This window comes from Chitinophaga agri (assembly GCF_010093065.1).
In the GTDB taxonomy this organism is placed as follows: domain Bacteria; phylum Bacteroidota; class Bacteroidia; order Chitinophagales; family Chitinophagaceae; genus Chitinophaga; species Chitinophaga agri.
The window spans coordinates 7,055,376-7,075,120 of record NZ_CP048113.1 but is presented as its reverse complement, the minus strand read 5'-3'; the positions used below and the strand labels follow the sequence as shown (position 1 = coordinate 7,075,120).

Here is a 19,745-nt window from a genome sequence, read left to right as displayed (position 1 = left end):
CAATATTAGAAACAGGTTAATTAAAGTTCAAACACATCATAGTCAGCTACAGCTGTCTGTTTAACAGGAGCGAGTACATCCAGATAGGATGCCAGCATGGCAACGGTGCGGAATTCAAAGAGACGTTTCACCGGCACATCCAGTCCGAGATCTTTTTTGATCCTTGCATTCACGCGCATCAGTATCAGGGAATGTCCGCCCAGTTCAAAGAAGTCGTCATGTACACTGATCTGTGATACACCGAGCAACTGTTCCCAGATGTTAGCCAGTAAAAGTTCCTGTTGGGTGCGTGGCGCTACATATTCTTTTTGTGGCGCAGCGATGGCTGCATCGGGTAAGGCCAGTTTATCGATCTTCATATTTGACGTGAGGGGCCATTTCTCCAGCGGGACAATAACAGATGGCACCATATGCGGAGGCAAATGCTGTTGCAGCTGTGTCAATAAAGCCACTTTATTGTATGCTGCCGTAGGAATGACGTAGGCCACCAGTTGTCTGGCGTTACCTTCTCCTTTTACCAGCACCACAGCCTGGGATACAAACGGCGTATTAGCAATGTGCCATTCTATCTCACCAGGTTCAATACGGTATCCGCGGATCTTCACCTGGTCATCGCCACGACCGAGGAAGTCCATCTGTCCGTCTTTGCGCCAGCGGACCAGATCACCAGTACGATAAAGGCGCACAGGCGTATCAGTTCCGACTGTATGCAGGATGAACTTTTCTGCCGTCAGTGCAGGTTTATTGATATAACCCTGTCCCAATCCATCACCACCTACACATAACTCGCCGGGTATACCGACTGGCAGGAGGCGTTGCAGTTTATCGAGTACATAGGCGGTACGGTTGGCTAAAGGCTTCCCGATAGGCAGATCACCGTCATAGTGTTTCTTAACAAGGTGGCTTGACAGGGAAATCACTGAATTTTCCGTAGGCCCATAAGCGTTGAACACCTCCAGGTCAGGCAGTGCCTTTCTTAACTGATTAATATGCCTGGAGGATACTTTTTCACCACCGGTGAAGAGCATCTTCAGCGGTCTTAACAGCTGAATATCGGTTTCTATCAGCTGATGTAACCAACCGGCGGATATCCACATTTTTGTGATGCCCAGGGCAGCTATTTTATGCTTCAGGATGTTGCTGTCAAGTAGTTCATGTTCCGGCGCGAGAACGAGTTGTCCGCCGTTCAGTAACATGGCCCAGTATTCGAGCGTACAGGCATCAAAGGATGGAGAACCGGTGGAAAGCATGCTGTCAAAAGGTCCGAAGCCAGCAAAGTTGCCACCGCGTATCAGGCTGATAATATTCTTATGAGTGATCGCAACACCTTTCGGCTGACCGGTTGATCCGGAAGTATACATCACATAGGCCAGGTCATCCGGTTGTGCTGCTGCCACCACGGGCCAGTCTGCCGGCATTGTTTCCCATATATCCGGGGCATCAAGGCGTTGGAGCGTATGTGCGTCCTGCAATAGTCCACCTATGGCCTCCTCAGTTTCAGCGGTGACAAGTACTATCCTGGCACCAGCATCTTTGAGCATATAGTCCAAACGTCCCTGCGGATAGTTCGGATCAAGCGGCAGGTAGGCGCCTCCTGCTTTGAGCACACCCAGTATACCGATGATCAGTTCTTTGGTACGGCCGGTGCAGATACCAACCAGTGCGTTTGCCTTTATTCCCTGCTCCTGTAACCAGCCTGCTACCTGATCCGCCTGCTGATTCAGTTCACTATAAGTAAGCACGGTGTCATTATCTCTCAGTGCAGGCGCTGTAGGTGTCCAGAAAACGTGTTCTTCAAACAGCGTGGTGAGGGTCAGGTGCGCCGGATAAACTACAGGCCCCGGATTGAACTGGTGCAGTAAGGTATTGGTTTCTTTTTCACCGAGTACATACAACCTGTTCACCCGCATTTCATACTGATACAGATAGGCGTCGAGAACAGCCGTAAAATAAGTATGTATACGTTCGAGAGATATATCCGCATACCACGCCCTGCGTAGTGAATAGATCACATTCAGGACCCCACCGGTGACACTCACCGTGCAATCGAGGAAAGTGTTTGTTGTTTCATTTCCATTGTCCAGCTGTGATGCTTCTTCATAGGTAGCTGTACCTTTATCGAAGATCGCATCCTGCAATCCGTCATAGACGTGAAAGTTAATAAAGTTGATAATCACATCGAAGAAGGGATTCCGGTCATGTCCCGGCTCGCCCGTCTGCCTGGCTATTTCGGAAAGCGGCGTACGCTCGTGTTCCTGTAAACGCAGGAGTTCACCCGCCACATTTTCAAACCAGTCTTTCCAGGTCAGTCCCTCTTCTCTCGTATAGTAACGGAAAGGGATGGTATTCAGGAAACAGCCGAGTATTTTATCACCATCTTCAATAGGCGGACGATTGTTCGTCACAACACCAACTGTGATCTCCTCTTCAGCAGTGATCATACCCAGCGCATATAATTGTGCAGCGAGGAACAGTGCCTTCAGCGATATTTTATCTGTAGTGGCTTTCTGCTTCAGCTGTTCAAGGTACTCAGCAGGATGTGTCCGCACAAAACGTTCGTCCACCACTTCTTTTGTGAAGATGTCCAGTCGTTTGTACCCATCCATTTCCTGCCGCCAGAAGAGATCACCCGCAGTACGTTTCTTCTCCACCAGGCTGTCAATAACGAAGTCTTTGTATGATGCCTTTAATGGCGGCAATGCTTTCATATTATTGTCACGGAGCAGCGCCAGGTAGTTATTATTGAATTCCGTATTCAGACTGGCTACACTCCAGCCGTCCAGCAGCGCATGATGGAACTGAAGCACGAAGCTGTACTGATCCCTGGACCGGATCAGTGTACATCTCCATAGCGGCGCTTTTGTCACATCAAAGGGCTTCGCTCTTTCAGCAGCCAGGTATGCCTGCAGCTGTTCACCGGCATGTACCCGATCAGTAGCGGACCAGTCCAGTTGGGTAATATGTACAGGAATGCTTTTATACACCACCTGTACGCCCTCCTCATTAATATCCAGGTTAAACGCTGTTCTCAGGATGCTATGCCGTTGTACGAGCTGCATGAAGGCCTGTGTCAGCAATGCGGGCTGTGTGTCGATAGCGAACGGGTAAATAAACTGATCATGATAGACGCCCTTCCCGGGGTTTAATAATGATGCGTATATCATCCCGCTCTGTATATCACTCATAGGATATACATCTTCGATGTGATGACTGTCGGGCAAGACCGCTAAGGCATGTTGCAGTAATGCGGCCATTTCAGTCTTTACCTCGTTACGCAGGCCGTCTTCCCCATCATCATCCTGCGACCGCAAATCGCTGATCAATGCACTTAAGCCGGCGATATGGCCCGGACTATACAGGTCATATAGTTTTATCCGGCTGTCAAAGTGTTTACGCAGACTGCTCACAATACCAATTGCGCGGATAGAATCACCACCCAGCTGGAAAAAATCATCATAAATACCAACACGCGCTACGTTCAGTGCCTGTTTCCAGAGGTCGGCCAATGCCTGTTCCATTTCATTACGCGGCGCTACATATGTATCTCTTTGCTGACATTCGCTACCGGGATCAGGCAACGCCCGTTTATCCACCTTGCCGTTATTCGTTAAAGGCAATGCATCCAGTGTGATGATCGCAGCAGGTATCATGTAGTCAGGTAAACGAGTGCCGAGATAGGATAATAAGGATGTTTCATCGTAACCATCCGCCGGTACGATATAAGCTAACAAACGTTTTGTACTGTCTTCTCCCTGGAGAATAACAATGCCGTGATTCACCATTCCGCTCTCCTGTAAGACCTGCTCTATCTCTCCCAGCTCTATACGGAAGCCACGCAGCTTCACCTGATCATCTGTACGGCCCAGGTACCCGATACTCCCATCCGGTAATACACGCGCCAGGTCTCCCGTGCGGTACAAACGTTCTCCACTCACCGGGTGGATAATAAAACGGGCTGCAGTCAGCTCCGGCTGACCCAGGTAACCGCGCGACAACCCCGCACCTCCGACATACAATTCACCGGGTACGCCAACAGGTAATGTCTGTAACCGGTTATCCAGTATATAAGCCGTACGATTCGACAGCGGATAACCTATCGGAACAGACTGTCCGGCTGTCAATTCTTTTATACAATAGGTCAATGAGAAAGTCGTATTCTCTGTAGGACCGTAACCATTGATAATGGTTAGATCAGGATAGGCGGCGCGTAAACGGCTGATATGCGTTGCCGATAATTTCTCACCTCCCGCCATGACCGTTTGTAAACGACTGAAAATGCTGATATCAGTATCGACTAACTGATGTAACCAACCCGCGGTGAACCACATACGTGTCACGCCATGGTCAATGATCGTTTCTTTCAGCTGGCTGCTGTCCAGTAATTTATCTTCAGCTGCCAATACAAGCGTAGCGCCATTCAGCAATGTGCCCCAGTACTCTATTGTAGAAGCGTCAAAAGAAGGAGAACCGGTAGACAATAACACATCATCTGCTGACCAGTCCAGGAAGCCACTGCCTAACGCCAGACTCACAATATTCCGGTGTGTGACCATCACCCCTTTAGGACGACCGGTGGAACCGGAGGTATACATCACATATGCCAGACTATCTGCCGTTACAGGCACAGCAACAGGAGCAGCAGGCAATAATCCTAATAAAGGTTGTAAAGCTTCCAGCGTTAATACCTGCACCGTGTTATTGAAGAATCCGCGGTATTCACTATGCACAATAGCGATCGTACATTCGGTCTCCGATAACATCTGTTCTATACGCTGTTGTGGATAACGAGGGTCTATTGGAACAAAGGCAGCGCCGGCTTTCAGAATACCCAGCAAAGTAATGATCAGGTCTGCAGACCGGTCTATACACACCGGTATCAGACTTTCAGCACCCACCCCCAGCTGTACCAGGTAAGCAGCCAGCCTGTTCGACCAGGCATCCAGTTCTGCATAACTCAGGATGGTATCTTCAAATGACAACGCCGCAACAGCAGGATGAACGCTAGCCTGTTCACTGAATAGTTCCCCCACTGACTTATCAGCCGGATAAGGAATAGTACGATTGCATATCAGCGGAACACGCGCCGGCGTTACCTCCAGTATAGCATTGCGGTCAGCGACGTCGTCATAGTGGTATAAATACTTCTCGAGTATTGCCTGGAACCAGCTATGAAATTCATGCAGCGTAACAGTACTCTTCAGTTGCTTACGTAATACGTATGAAACAGCCAATACGCCTCCTGTAAGACTCACCGCACAGTTCAGGAATGTATTGGTAGATTCAAATCCCGTGTTCAGGGTTTGCTTCCCCTCATATAGTGCGTCGATGCCGGCTGCCAGCAATCCTTTTTCGACATGACCGTCATCCAGGTTATTATACACATGGAAATTCACGAAGTTGAACAGCGTATCAAAGAAGGCATTTTCTTCCGAGAAGGAAGCACCGGATGCTTTCACGATTTCATACAATGACGTCCGGTCATGTTCTTTGAGTACGACGAGTCGCTGTTCTATGGCTGTGAACCAAGCTTTCCAGGTACCATCTGTATGTTGTTTCTGTATACGCAGCGGTACCGAGTTCAGGAAACAACCCAGCATCCGTTCTCCATCCGGTATTAAAGGACGGGTATTGGTCACTATACCCGTCGTAAGTTCCGGCTCATGGGTCAGCATGCCGAGTACATAGACATAGGCCCCCAGGAACACGCTCTTCACACTGATGCCATCTTTCTGTGCCTTTTCCTTCAGCATGTTCAGGAATGCGGCATCATATACTTTAGTGACCCGTTCGTCAGTATCTGCTGTAGTAAAGATATCCAGTCGCTGATAGCCGGACATTTCAGATTGCCAGAAATCTTTATGGAGGGCACTACGCTTCTCCACCAGGCTTTCAATGATAAAGTCACGGTAGCTGCTTTTAAGGGTAGGTAATGCTGCCGGCGCGGGTGCAGTCAGCAATGTGGCGTACAGGTTATTCAGTTCTGTATTGAAGGAAGCCATGCTCCATCCATCTATCATCGCATGATGAAATTCAAATACGAATACGTATTGATCTGACAGTTGAATAAGCGTACCTCTCCATAAAGGAGCCTGTTCCACATCAAACGGATGGAGTCGTTGTTCCCTGAGATAGGCAGCCAGGCGGTCAGCAGCATTCACTGCACTGATGTCTGTCCAGTCCAGTTGCGTGAATCTGACAGGAATATGTTTGTGTAAGAACTGTAGCCCTTCAGTATGTAAGTATAAATTAAAGCTGGTCCGGAATATTTCATATTTCTCTATCAGTAAGGAAAATGCTTTTTCCAGTACAGGTATGTTGAGGTCAGCCGGGAACACGTAGGCAAACTGATCATGGTACATGGCCAGTTCAGGGTTCAGCAGGGAGGCTGACACCATGCCGCCCTGAATATCACTCATGGGATAGATATCAGCGATATTACCAGTGTCCGTCAGCATGGACAGTATATTCTCTTTAAGAGCGGATACTTCAGCTTTAACAGCTATATGCTGCTCACTTTCGACAGGTGCAATAACTGCGGTCTGTTCAAGCACTACAGCCAGTTTACTGACAGACGGCTGCTGATACAGGTCATATAACCGTACAGCGCGATTGAACACCTCCCTGATCTTACTGATCACACCTATTGCTATGATAGAGTCACCACCCAGGCGGAAGAAATCATCATGCACTCCGATACGTTCTACATGTAATGCTTCCTGCCAGATAGTGACCAGCTGTGTTTCCGTAGCATTCTTTGGAGCCACATATCCTGCTGCAGATAACTGAGCGGCTTCCGGATCAGGCAACGCCCGTTTATCTACCTTACCATTGCTGGTCAGTGGTAACACGTCCAGGGTGATGACTGCCGAAGGGATCATATAATCAGGCAGTCGTTCTTCCAGATAGGATAATAAGGCAGCTTCTGCATAACCTGCTTCAGGCACTATATATGCCAGTAAACGCCGGGTACTTTCTGCTCCACGGAGTACAACAACACTCCTGCTGACATAACCACTTTCCTGCAACACACTTTCTATCTCCCCCAGTTCTATACGGAACCCACGCAGCTTCACCTGATCATCCGTACGTCCCAGGTAGGCCATACTACCATCCGGAAGCAAACGTGCCAGGTCTCCGGTACGGTAGAGCCTTTCACCAGTAACAGGATGTATGACAAAACGTTCTGCCGTTAGCTCTGGCTGTCCCAGATAGCCCCTGGACAGACCTGCCCCACCCACGTACAGCTCACCAGGTACACCTACCGGTAACTGCTGCAAACGACTGTCCAGCACATATGCTATACGATTAGACAATGGATAACCGATCGGAACAGGCTGACCTGGTATAATATCGGGTATGGCATACGTTAATGAGAACGTTGTATTTTCCGTAGGACCATAACCATTAATAATGGTTAACGCAGGATACGCTGCACGCAAACGACCGATATGCGTTTCTGATAATTTCTCCCCACCCGCCATCACTGTCTGCAAGCTACCGAAGATGCTGATATCGGTATCTATTAACTGGTGTAGCCAACCAGCGGTGAACCACATCCGGGTAACATGACGCGTCGAGATCTCTTCTTTTAGCCTTGCACTGTCCAGCAATTTTTCTTCACTCGCCAGCACCAGCGTAGCGCCATTCAGCAAGGTACCCCAGTATTCTATGGTAGACGCATCAAAGGACGGGGATCCCGTTGACAGCAACACCTCGTCTGCTGACCAGTCCAGGAAGCCGCTACCCAATGCCAGACTCACAATATTCCGATGGGTGACCATCACCCCCTTGGGGCGTCCGGTAGAACCGGAAGTATACATCACATAGGCGAGACTGTCCGCCGTCGCACGGGCAGGTAAAGGCGTAGCCGGCAGCAGGCCAAGGATTGGTTGTAAAGCTTCCAGTGTTAATATCTGCGCATCATGATGGAACAGGTCCCGGTATTCACTATTCGTGATCGCTATTGTATAAGCTGTTTCCGACAACATCTGTGTGATACGTTGCTGCGGATAACGGGGGTCGATTGGCACAAAAGCGGCACCGGCTTTCAGTATGCCCAGTAATGTAATGATCAGGTCCGCCGAGCGGTCTATACAAACAGCTACCAGGCTTTCGGGGGCCACACCCAGTTGCACAAGATAAGCGGCTAACCGGTTAGACTCCGCATCCAGCGCTTCATAGCTCAGCACAGTATCATCGCATAACAATGCAGTGGCGTCGGGCGTTGTAAGCGCCTGCTGACTGAACACTGCACCTACTGAATGATCTGCGGGATAAGCGACAACGGGTGGCACAGTCATTGTCTCCAGGGTAATGCGTTCCTGTTCACTTATTATGGACAGATCGTCTATCAGCGTCGCCGGTGCAGCAACTACACTTTCCAGTAGGGAGATGTAGTGTTTGAACAGGCGGTCTATACTCGCGGATAAAAACAGGTCGGTACAATATTCAACATTCACTTCCAGTTGCCCGCTCTTTTCCACTACTGTGATGTTCAGGTCGAACTGGCTGGTGGTATGTTGCCGGGACACGGCAGATAACGTTGCATTTCCCAATAGCAACGCTGGAATCTCAGGCATATTCTGCATCGTGAAAATGACATCATATAGGGGATGATGACCACGGTCCCGCTGTTCTCCTGCGACCTCTACCACCTTCTCAAAAGGAAGGTCCTGGTGTTCATATGCGGATAAGGTCGTATCCTTCAGCTGATGTAACAGCGAGCGGAAAGCAATAGCGCCGCGTACCTCACTGCGCAATGCCAGGGTATTCGCGAAGAAACCGATCATGGCTTCCTGCTCCTGCTGTGAGCGACCTGCGATCACTGTTCCTACACAAATATCTGTCGCACCACTGTAACGATACATGAGCACCTTCCATGCCGCAAGCAGCGTCATGAACAGCGTTACGTGTTCCTCCTGCGACAAGCGATGAAGCGCCGCACTTAAAGATGCGCCTATCTCATATTTGGCCAGGGCGCCACGCGTGCTTTGTACAGCAGGACGGATGAAATCATAAGGAAGAGAAAACCGTGTGATGCCATGCAGCTGTTGCTCCCAGTAGCGCAACTGTTTATCCAGTATGCCGGTATGCACCAGCTGCCGTTGCCAGGCAGCATAGTCAGCATACTGTATGCGCAGTGCGGGTAAAAGGACCGCCTTATCACTGATCATTGCTGCATAAATAGCGCTCAGTTCATTCACCAGTACAGATATGGCCCATCCATCCGCAGCAATATGATGCATGTTGATCAGCAGCAAATGCCGCCGTTCCTCCAGTTTAAACAGACCCGCACGCAACATATAGTCTGCTGACAGGTCAAATGGGCGGGAGAACCAGGCGGCTAACAACTCATCCGATACAATTGCTTCAGCCGTATAGTCAGCGACTTCCAGGTGCCAGTTATTCCCGTCCAGTATATACTGATAGGGCGCACCGGCATCCTGCCGGATGACGGTACGTAATATTTCATGACGATTAACAATGTAACGGAACGCTGCTTCCAGCTTTGCGACCGCCAGTTCACCCTTCACTGCAAACAATGCTTCAATATGATAATGTGCACTTCCATCCAGCTGGTCGATCAGCCACAGCCCCTCCTGCCCGAAAGACAGTGGCAGGCGCGTTACTTCCCTACGGTCTACGGGATGAATGTGTGGCAGGACTTCCTCTCCCCTGTCAAGATCATGACGGAGTAAATGCATCAGTTCCGTTTTATGCTGCCGGATCTCATCCAGTAACACATCGTCTATCTGCACCTGCTCATTTGCCCTTATTTTCAGTTTGTCATTTTCTATGAAAACAAATACGCCGTTCGTTCTGGCCTTCTTAAGGATATTGATCGCCTTCTTTGAAGATGTATTCATGACGGTTATTTTTTGGAGGAGTAATATGCCAGGTGCGGCGTTTATATTTCAAATACCTGTGTAGCGTTTTCCATACCGGTGTCTGTATCCCGTGCGATAAGTTCATCGAGGTAAACAGCCAGTTCTTCGATCGTCCTGTAAAGAAACAGCCGTTTTATAGGCACATTAACGCCCAGTTCCTTTTTGATATGCATGTTAAGCCGCATTGCCAGCAATGAGTGGCCGCCCAGTTCGAAGAAATCATCCTGGATACTGATCTGCGTTCTGCCTAACAACGAACACCAGATAGCAGACAACTGTTTTTCTGTTCCGGTTGCAGGTAGAACAAAAGTTTTCTTATCGCAGGACTCATCCGTCAGTTCGGGTAATGCTTTTCGATCCAGCTTACCATTTGCTGTCAACGGGATCCTTTCCAGCGTAATGAGTTGTGAAGGCACCATTACAGCGGGCAATTTCGACTGCAGGTAGGACTGCAATACCTGCGTATCCAGTCTGCTCTCAGGGACGATGTAGGCCAGTAACTGTTTATTACCATGTGCATCCTGTTGCATCACTACAATCGCCTGTTTTACCCCCTCGTGCCGAAGAAGTACCTGTTCTATTTCACCGGGTTCAATACGGTAGCCTCTTATCTTCACCTGCTCATCGGCACGGTCCAGGTATGCCATGTTACCATCCGGAAGCCACCTGGTCAGGTCGCCCGTACGGTAAAGCGTTATATGATTGTTCAGCGGATGGCTGATAAACCGGGCAGCCGTCAGTTCCGGACGATGCAGGTAGCCTTTGGACAAACCCGCACCACCGACACATAGTTCTCCGGCCACACCCAGTGGAAGCAATTGCTGTTGCTTATCCAGTACCCAGGCGGTACGTTGCTGTAGCGGTCTGCCGATAGGGATGTCTCCTTCCGGCGCAGTTGTAGCTAATATATAGGTAAGTGAGAAAGCAGTATTCTCTGTCGGTCCGTATCCATTGATGATCTCCAGTTGCGGGTATGCCTGCCTTAAACGGGCAATGTGCCGTGGGGATAATCGTTCTCCTCCTGCCATTACTGTACGCAGGCTCCGGAACAACTCAATATCTTCTTCTACCAGCTGATTCAGCCAGCTGGAAGTGAACCACATTTTTGTAATACGGTGTGTGCGTATCGTATCTGCCAGCAGCTGCGTATCCATTAAATGGTGCTCAGGACAAAGTACCAGGCACCCACCATTCAACAGTGTACACCAGTATTCAATAGTAGTAGCATCGAAAGAAGGAGAACCGGTAGACAGCAGCACATCGTCGGGCGAGAAAGTAGTAAAGTGACTGTCCTTCGCCAGGCTCACCACGTTGTGATGGGAGATCATGACACCTTTGGGATGCCCCGTAGAGCCGGAGGTATACATCACATACGCCAGCTCATCCGGAGATGTCTCTGCGCCACCGCTTCCGGGCTGCGTGTTCACAGGAATCGCATCCAGGAATACAGGCCGGACGAGCGCCGGTATCCATGATAACAGTTTCTCCTGTAGCCCGGTAATAGTAAGCAGTACGTCACTATCAGATTCTGCCAGCATGGTATTCAGTCTGTCAGCGGGATAAGCCGGATCCAGTGGCATATAGGCAGCGCCTGCCTTTAATATACCCAGGATGCCTGTGATCAGCGTGGGAGAGCGCTCCAGGTATAGTGGCACCAGGCTTCCCTTTCCTACGCCGTTGGCACGCAGATATGCGCTGATATTACTTGCGGCGGCATCCAGTTCCTGATAGGTGAACAACTGTTCTCCGAATGCCAGTGCTATTGCCTGCGGATCTTTCCGGACCTGTTCTTCAAAAGCGGTCGTTATTGTTTTAACAGCGGGTAATAGCTCAGTAGTGGCATTTGCCAGGGCAGCCATAGCATCCAGTTCGGCGGCAGGAATGATCGCCTCTCTGCTGATCAGTTCATCTGACTTGTTAAGATATGCCTGTAATACGGCATCAAAATAAGCATGCAGTTCGGCGGGTGTTTTTCCTGAGCGCAACTGTTTCCTGATCGTGTAGATAACCGATAATTTATTACCAGTGATATCTACGGAGCAATCCAGGAAAGTATTGGAAGTCTCATGGTTAAACACCAGTGCTTCATCGTTATGATCACCTATGTTCATTGACAGCAGTTCTGCATCAAGTCCTTCAAAGACGTGGAAATTGATGAAATTGAACAATACATCAAAGAATGGATTCTCCTGTTGTGCCTGTTCCTCATTCAACTGTGTGATCTCGACCAGTGATACACGCTCATGTTGCCTGATGGTCAGCAACTGCTGTTCCACATTATTAAACCATTGCCTCCAGGTAATTGCTTTGCTTTCGGTAGAGAAACGGAAAGGCAGGGCATTAAGAAAACAACCCAGTATTTTATCTCCGTCTTCTACCAGTGGCCGGTTATTCGTGACAATACCAATGGTTACCTCATCTTCATATGTCAGCATGCCAAATACATACAGGAAGGCGCCAAGGAATACACCTTTGAGAGACAGATTATCTATAGTAACGTGTTCTTTCAGCGCATCAAAAAATGCGGCATCGTAATGCATGACGATACGCTGCTCATCATCTGTCGTAGTGAAAATATCCAACCGCTTATAACCTTCCATTGCCTGTTTCCAGAAAGCGGCACTGTGATTGGCCTGCTTCTCCGATAAACTTTCGATCACATAATCTTTATAAGAGGCTTTTAATGATGGTAACGTAAGTCCCGGTGATATTTTCAGTTGCTCGTATATATTGCCCAATGCGGTATTGAGTGTGGCTGCACTCCAGCCATCCAGCAGCACATGATGAAACTGGAAGAGCAATACATGCCGGTCAGACATTTTCACGATCGTCCCTCTCCATAGCGGGGCTGCCGTCACTTTGAAAGGGCGGCCCCGTTCCTCCAGCAGGTAGCGTTGTATAGCGATGGCTGCTGCATCAGCCGGCAGATGTGCATAATCAAGCTGATTAAATACAACAGGTATTTCTTTGTATACCACCTGCATTCCCTCCTCATGGATATTCATATCAAAGGCTGTTCTCAATATACCATTCTGCTGCACCAGCAGTGAGAACGCTTTTGTCAGTCTGTCGATATCAAGATCCAACGGCAGCATGTAGGCAAACTGATCATGATAGATGGATCTGTCGGGATTCAACAACGAGGCATATATCATCCCATTCTGTATATCACTGATTGGAAAGATATCTTCAATAACAGCCGCATTGGGTAGGGCTGACAAAAGCGTTGTTCGCATAGCGGACAATGTATCAGCTACCGCTTTCTTTCCATTATCTGCTACAACATCGACAGGGCGCTCCTCTATGAGTATAGCCAGTTGCGCCAATGTTCCTGACCTGTACAGATCATATAATTTGATGTGATCCCCAAATGCATGACGCAGCCGGCTGATCACACCGATAGCGGTAATAGAGTCTCCACCCAGCCGGAAGAAGTCATCATTGATGCTGACACGGTCCAGCTGTAATACCTCCTGCCATATAGCTGCTATCTGCGCTTCTGTTGTATTACGTGGCGCCATGTAGCCTGCTGATAATCCCGCCTCCCTGTCAGGATCAGGCAACGCCCGTTTATCCACCTTGCCGTTATTCGTCAAAGGCAATGCATCCAGTGTGATGATCGCAGCAGGTATCATGTAGTCAGGTAAACGACTACCGAGATAAGATAATAAGGATGTTTCATCGTAACCATCCGCCGGTACGATATAAGCTAACAAACGTTTTGTACTGTCTTCCCCCTGGACAATAACAACGCCGTGATTCACCATTCCGCTCTCCTGTAAGACCTGCTCTATCTCTCCCAGCTCTATACGGAAGCCACGCAGCTTTACCTGGTCATCTGTACGGCCCAGGTACCCGATACTCCCATCCGGTAATACACGCGCCAGATCTCCCGTGCGGTACAAACGTTCTCCACTCACCGGGTGGATAATAAAACGGGCTGCAGTCAGCTCCGGCTGACCCAGGTAACCGCGCGACAACCCCGCACCTCCGACATACAATTCACCGGGTACGCCAACAGGTAATGCCTGTAACCGGTTATCCAGTACATAAGCCGTACGATTCGACAGTGGATAACCTATCGGAACAGACTGTCCGGATGTCAATTCTTTTATACAATAGGTCAATGAGAAAGTCGTATTCTCTGTAGGACCGTAACCATTGATAATGGTTAGATCAGGATAGGCGGCGCGTAAACGGCTGATATGCGTTGCCGATAATTTCTCACCTCCCGCCATGACCGTTTGTAAACTGCCGAAGATACTGATATCAGTATCGACTAACTGATGTAACCAACCCGCGGTGAACCACATACGTGTCACGCCATGGTCAATGATCGTTTCTTTCAGCTGGCTGCTGTCCAGTAATTTATCTTCAGCTGCCAATACAAGCGTAGCGCCATTCAGCAATGTGCCCCAGTACTCTATGGTAGAAGCGTCAAAAGAAGGAGAACCGGTAGACAATAACACATCACCTGCTGACCAGTCCAGGAAGCCACTGCCTAACGCCAGACTCACAATATTCCGGTGTGTGACCATCACCCCTTTAGGACGACCAGTGGAACCAGAGGTATACATCACATATGCCAGACTATCTGCTGTTACAGGCACAGCAACAGGAGCAGCGGGCAATAATCCTAATAACGGTTGTAACGCCTCCAGTGTTAATACCTGCACCGTGTTATTGAAGAATCCGCGGTATTCACTATGCACGATAGCGATCGTACAATCGGTTTCCGATAACATCTGTTGTATACGTTGCTGTGGATAACGCGGGTCTATTGGCACAAAGGCAGCACCGGCTTTCAGAATACCCAGCAGAGTAACGATCAGGTCTGCAGACCGGTCTATGCACACCGGTATCAGACTTTCAGCACCCACCCCCAGCTGCACCAGGTAAGCAGCCAGCCTGTTCGACCAGGCATCCAGTTCTGCATAACTCAGGGTTGTATCTTCACATGACAACGCCGTCGCATCTGGTGTTGACATTGCCTGCCGGGAGAACATCTCCCCTACTGTTTTGTCGGCAGGGTAAGCCAATACTGCTTCTTTTACCTGTGCAATACGTGCGGGTACTGCCGACAGTACACTATCACGCTCAATAGGCTCTTCATAGTGATACAGGTAACACTCCAGCACTGCATGCAACCAACTATGCAACTCTTCCAGTGAAGCACCACACTTCAGCTGCTTACGCAGCGAATAGGTGATGATCATAACATCATTGGTAATACTGGCGGCGCAGTTCAGGTAGGTATTAGTGGACTCAAATCCGCTATCCACGGTATCATCCTGGTGTACGGATGAGATATCCGACAGGAATAAACCGCCTTCCAGTCTGGTGTATACATGGAAGTTCACAAAGTTGAACAATGTATCAAAGAAGGCATTTTCTTCCGCAAAAGAATCACCCGTTATCTTCCTGATCTCAAACAATGACGTGCGGTCGTACTGTTTCATCGCTACCAGCTTTTCTTCCACCGTAGCAAACCATTGTTTCCAGGTAGTATTGATTGGGCTCTTAGTGATGCGCAGCGGTATTGAATTCAGGAAGCATCCCAGCATACGCTCTCCATCAGGGATCAGCGGGCGGTTATTCGTGACGATACCAGTGGTCAGTTCATCTTCATGGGTCAGGATACCCAACATATACAGGTAGGCGCCCAGGAACACACTTTTCAGTGATATCCCATCCCGCTGCGATCTTTCCTTTAACTGTTCCAGGAATGACACATCATAGACCCTGGCCAGGTGCTGATCGTCAGGGTCCTGGGTAAAGATATCCAGTCGTTTATATTCATGCAGCTCCTCTTTCCAGAAAAGGTCCTGCTGACTATTCCTTTTCTCTGCCAGACTCTCAATGATAAAGTCGCGGTAAGTGCTCTTTAATGCGTGCAGGGTGGTAACAGATGCACCAGATTTCAGCTTTACATACAGATTATTCAGTTCTGTATTAAAAGAAGCCATACTCCATCCGTCTATCATGGCATGATGGAACTCAAACACGAAGATGTAACGGTCGGCCAGTGCAATTAATGTCCCTCTCCACAACGGCGGGTGCTTCACATCGACCGGATGCTGTCTTTGCTGTTCCAGGAAATGCGCGAGCTTTTCCTTGGCATGTTGACCATCCAGATCAGACCAATCCAGCCGGGGAAAATCCACCGGCACTTCATGATGTAAGATCTGTACACCTTCAGCGTGTATATCCAGGTTGAAGCTGGTACGGAAGATCTCATACTTTTCTATCATTAATGCAAAGGCCCGCTCAAATACAGGAATGTCCAGGTCCTTTACAAATGAATGGGCAAACTGATCATGATATACAGCCAGCTCAGGATTCAACAGGGAAGCCGATACCATACCGCCCTGTATATCGCTCATCGGATAGATATCAGCAATATTATCCCTGTCTGTCAACATGGATAACAAACGTTCTTTCAGCTCCGTCAGCTCCGCCCTGACCGTACGATGTACCTCACTTTCAACCGGGGCAATCACTGCTGATTGTGCCAGTAACGCTGCCAGCTTATCTATCGATGGCTGCTGATACAGATCGTACAATCGTACAGCACGATTGAACACCTGCCGGATCCTGCTGATCACGCCTATCGCGATAATAGAATCACCTCCCAGGCGGAAGAAATCATCATGGATGCCGATCCGGTCTACCTGTAGTGCTTCCTGCCAGATGTATACCAGCTGTGCTTCCATGGTATTCCTCGGTGCTACATAGGCTTCTGCCGGTAATTGCGTGGCAGCTGGGTCGGGTAATGCCCTTTTATCTATCTTTCCATTGCTGGTCAGGGGTAACGCCTCCAGGGTGATGATGGCCGACGGCACCATATAATCAGGCAGCCTTTCTTCCAGATAGGATAGTAATACAGATTCCTCATAACCTCTACCAGGCACCACATAGGCCAGCAAACGCCTGTTACTGTCATCTCCGTGGAGCACGACAACACTCCTGTTCACATAGCCACTCTCCTGTAACACACTTTCTATCTCACCTGGCTCTATCCGGAATCCACGCAACTTCACCTGATCGTCAGTACGTCCCAGATAAGCAATGCTTTTATCCGGTAGAAGACGTGCCAGATCACCTGTGCGATATAAACGTTCACCAGTAACAGGGTGGATAAGGAATCGTGCGGCGGTCAGTTCCGGCTGACCAAGATATCCCCTTGAAAGACCTGCACCACCCACATACAGCTCACCAGGTATGCCCACAGGTAGCTGTTCCAGGCGGCTATCCAGTACATAGGCAGTACGGTTGGACAGCGGATAACCTATCGGAATAGATTGCCCTGCTGTAATTTCCTTTATAGCATAAGTCAATGAGAAAGTGGTATTCTCTGTAGGACCATAACCATTGATAATTGTTAAAGCAGGATATTCGGCACGTAAGCGGCTGATATGGTTGTCGGATAACTTTTCACCGCCTGCTATCACGGTCCTCAGATGACCGAAGATGGTGATATCTGTGTCAATGAGCTGGTTCAGCCAGCCAGCAGTGAACCACATACGTGTGACACCACGATCAATGATCTCTTCCTTCAGCTGCGCAACGTCCAGCAACCTGCTTTCATCCGCCAATACCAGTGTAGCACCATTCAGTAAACTACCCCAGTATTCTATCGTAGACGCATCAAAGGAAGGAGAACCTGTGGACAGTAATACATCTTTTACGGACCAGTCGAGGAAGCCACTGCCAAGCGCCAGACTCACAATATTCCTATGCGTGACCATCACCCCTTTTGGACGACCGGTAGAGCCGGAAGTGTACATCACATATGCCAGACTATCTGCTGTCACCCGGACAGGCAAAGCTGTTGACGGCAACAACCCTAATAATGGCTGTAATGCTTCCAGGGTTAATACCTGCGCCTCGCTATTAAACAATTCACGATACTCACTATTCGTGATAGCCACCTTGTAAGCTGTCTCTGATAGCATCTGCTCAATGCGTTGCTGTGGATAACGGGGATCGAGTGGTAAAAAAGCTGCTCCTGCTTTCAGAACACCTAACAGGGTCACGATCAGGTCGGCACACCGGTCCAGGCACACCGGCACTAAACTTTCCGGTGTTATACCTATCTGCACGAGATAGGTGGCCAGCCGGTTTGACTCCGCGTCCAGCTCTTCATAGCTCAATGCAATATCTTCAAATAACAGTGCAGCGGCACCGGGCGTGGACGCTGCCTGTTCACTGAATAGCTCTCCCACCGTCTTATCTGCCGGGTATAGCACGTTCGCTTTCGGGAAGGATGTCAGCCCGCTTTCTTTTCTGAGAGACAGCTGTTCCAGCGGTAAGCCGGGATTCGTCACTGCTGAATTCAGTAACGTCATATATTGTTCAATGAAGTGATCGATACTCGCGGGCAGGAAAAGATCCGTACAATATTCAACATTGATCTCAATGTGCGCTCCTTTCTCCAGCGCCGTCATATTCAGATCGAACTGACTGGTGGTATGCTGATGTGGTATTACCGTTAAGCGTGCATCTCCCAGAGATAATACCGGAATTTCAGGTGCATTCTGCATCGTGAAGATGATGTCATACAAGGGATGGCGCCCGCGGTCGTGCTGGGCTCCTGATAACTCCACGACTTTTTCAAAAGGAAGATCCTGGCGTTCATAACCGGCCAGTGTCATTTCTTTTACCTGATGCAACAACGTGCGGAAAGACATCCCGGCATTGAACGTACTACGCAGGGCGAGTGTATTGGCAAAGAATCCGATCATCGCTTCCTGTTCCTGCTCCGATCTTGCCGCGATCACTGTTCCCAAACAGATGTCAGTACTACCACTATAGCGGAAAAGCAACACCTTCAACGCTGATAACAACGTCATAAACATACTCGCCTGTTCCGTTTGTGACAACTGCCGGATACGGGTGGTCAATGCCGCATCTACCTGATAGGTGGCCAATGCCCCCCGTGTACGCTGTACGGCAGGGCGTATAAAATCATATGGGAGTGATAAAGGGGTTACCTTTTCCAGTTGTTCCTTCCAGTACACCGTCTGTTCTTCCAGTAGGCCGGAAGCCACCAGGTTACGTTGCCACAGGGCATAGTCAGCATATTGAATACGAAGAGCAGGCAACAATACCGGCTGATCACTGATCAGTCCTGTATAAACTGACCGGAGTTCATTGATCAGTATCGAAACAGACCATCCGTCCGCAGCAATATGGTGTGTATTGATGAGTAGCAAATGGTGGTCCTCTTCCAATTTTACCAGTGCGGCACGCAGCATATAATCGGCTGACAGGTCGAATGGACGTGCAAACCAGGTGGACTGCAGTGCGGTGAACTGTGTATCACTCGGATCGATAGCCGTGGCATCGGGCCATTCAAGTTGCCACCCAGTTTCATCCATGATATATTGATACGGTGCGCCGGCATCCTGACGAATGACCGTACGTAGTATCTCATGCCGTCTGATAATAAAACGAAAGGTCTCTTCCAGTCTGGTCGCATCCAGCTTGCCGTTAATACGGTAAAGAGAGGGCATATGGTATTGTGTACTGCCTTCCAGCTGATCAACCAGCCATAGCGCTTCCTGTCCGAAAGATAACGGCAGCTGTTCCACCCCTGCGCGGGCAGCAGGATCTATAGGAGGCAATGTAACAGTTGTATGTCCAGGGTCATTGTGCAAAAAATCTATGATCTCTTCTCTATGTTGCCTGATCTCTTCGAGTAACTGGGGGTCTATCTCAATATCATCATTTGTCTTCAGCTTCAGTTTCCTGTCGTCCAGGAATAGTTCCATCCCCTGCTTCTTTGCTTTGCTAAGTACATGTATAGCTTTACTGAAATCAATATTCATGATTACGTATTTTACAGTGTGTGTGTGG

General features: G+C 49.0%; 2 protein-coding genes. Both read right to left on the bottom strand.

All coding sequences use genetic code 11. The features are described from left to right. Positions 1-20: 20 nt before the first annotated feature. The gene (locus GWR21_RS28210; RefSeq protein ID WP_162335042.1) at positions 21-9,866 is read right to left on the bottom strand and encodes a non-ribosomal peptide synthetase; all 9,846 of its coding nucleotides are present in this window, start codon (positions 9,864-9,866) and stop codon (positions 21-23) included. Between the two features lie 41 nt (positions 9,867-9,907). After that, positions 9,908-19,717 carry a non-ribosomal peptide synthetase gene (locus GWR21_RS28205; RefSeq protein WP_162335041.1) on the bottom strand — a complete coding sequence of 3,270 codons (9,810 nt, stop codon included), beginning with the start codon at positions 19,715-19,717 and terminating at the stop codon, positions 9,908-9,910. Positions 19,718-19,745: the final 28 nt, after the last annotated feature.

What these genes read in the sequence shown, in the direction of transcription:
- GWR21_RS28205 (WP_162335041.1), bottom strand. Translation starts at nt 19,717, where the DNA reads ATGAATATTGATTTCAGTAAAGCTATACATGTACTTAGCAAAGCAAAG.
- GWR21_RS28210 (WP_162335042.1), bottom strand. Translation starts at nt 9,866, where the DNA reads ATGAATACATCTTCAAAGAAGGCGATCAATATCCTTAAGAAGGCCAGA.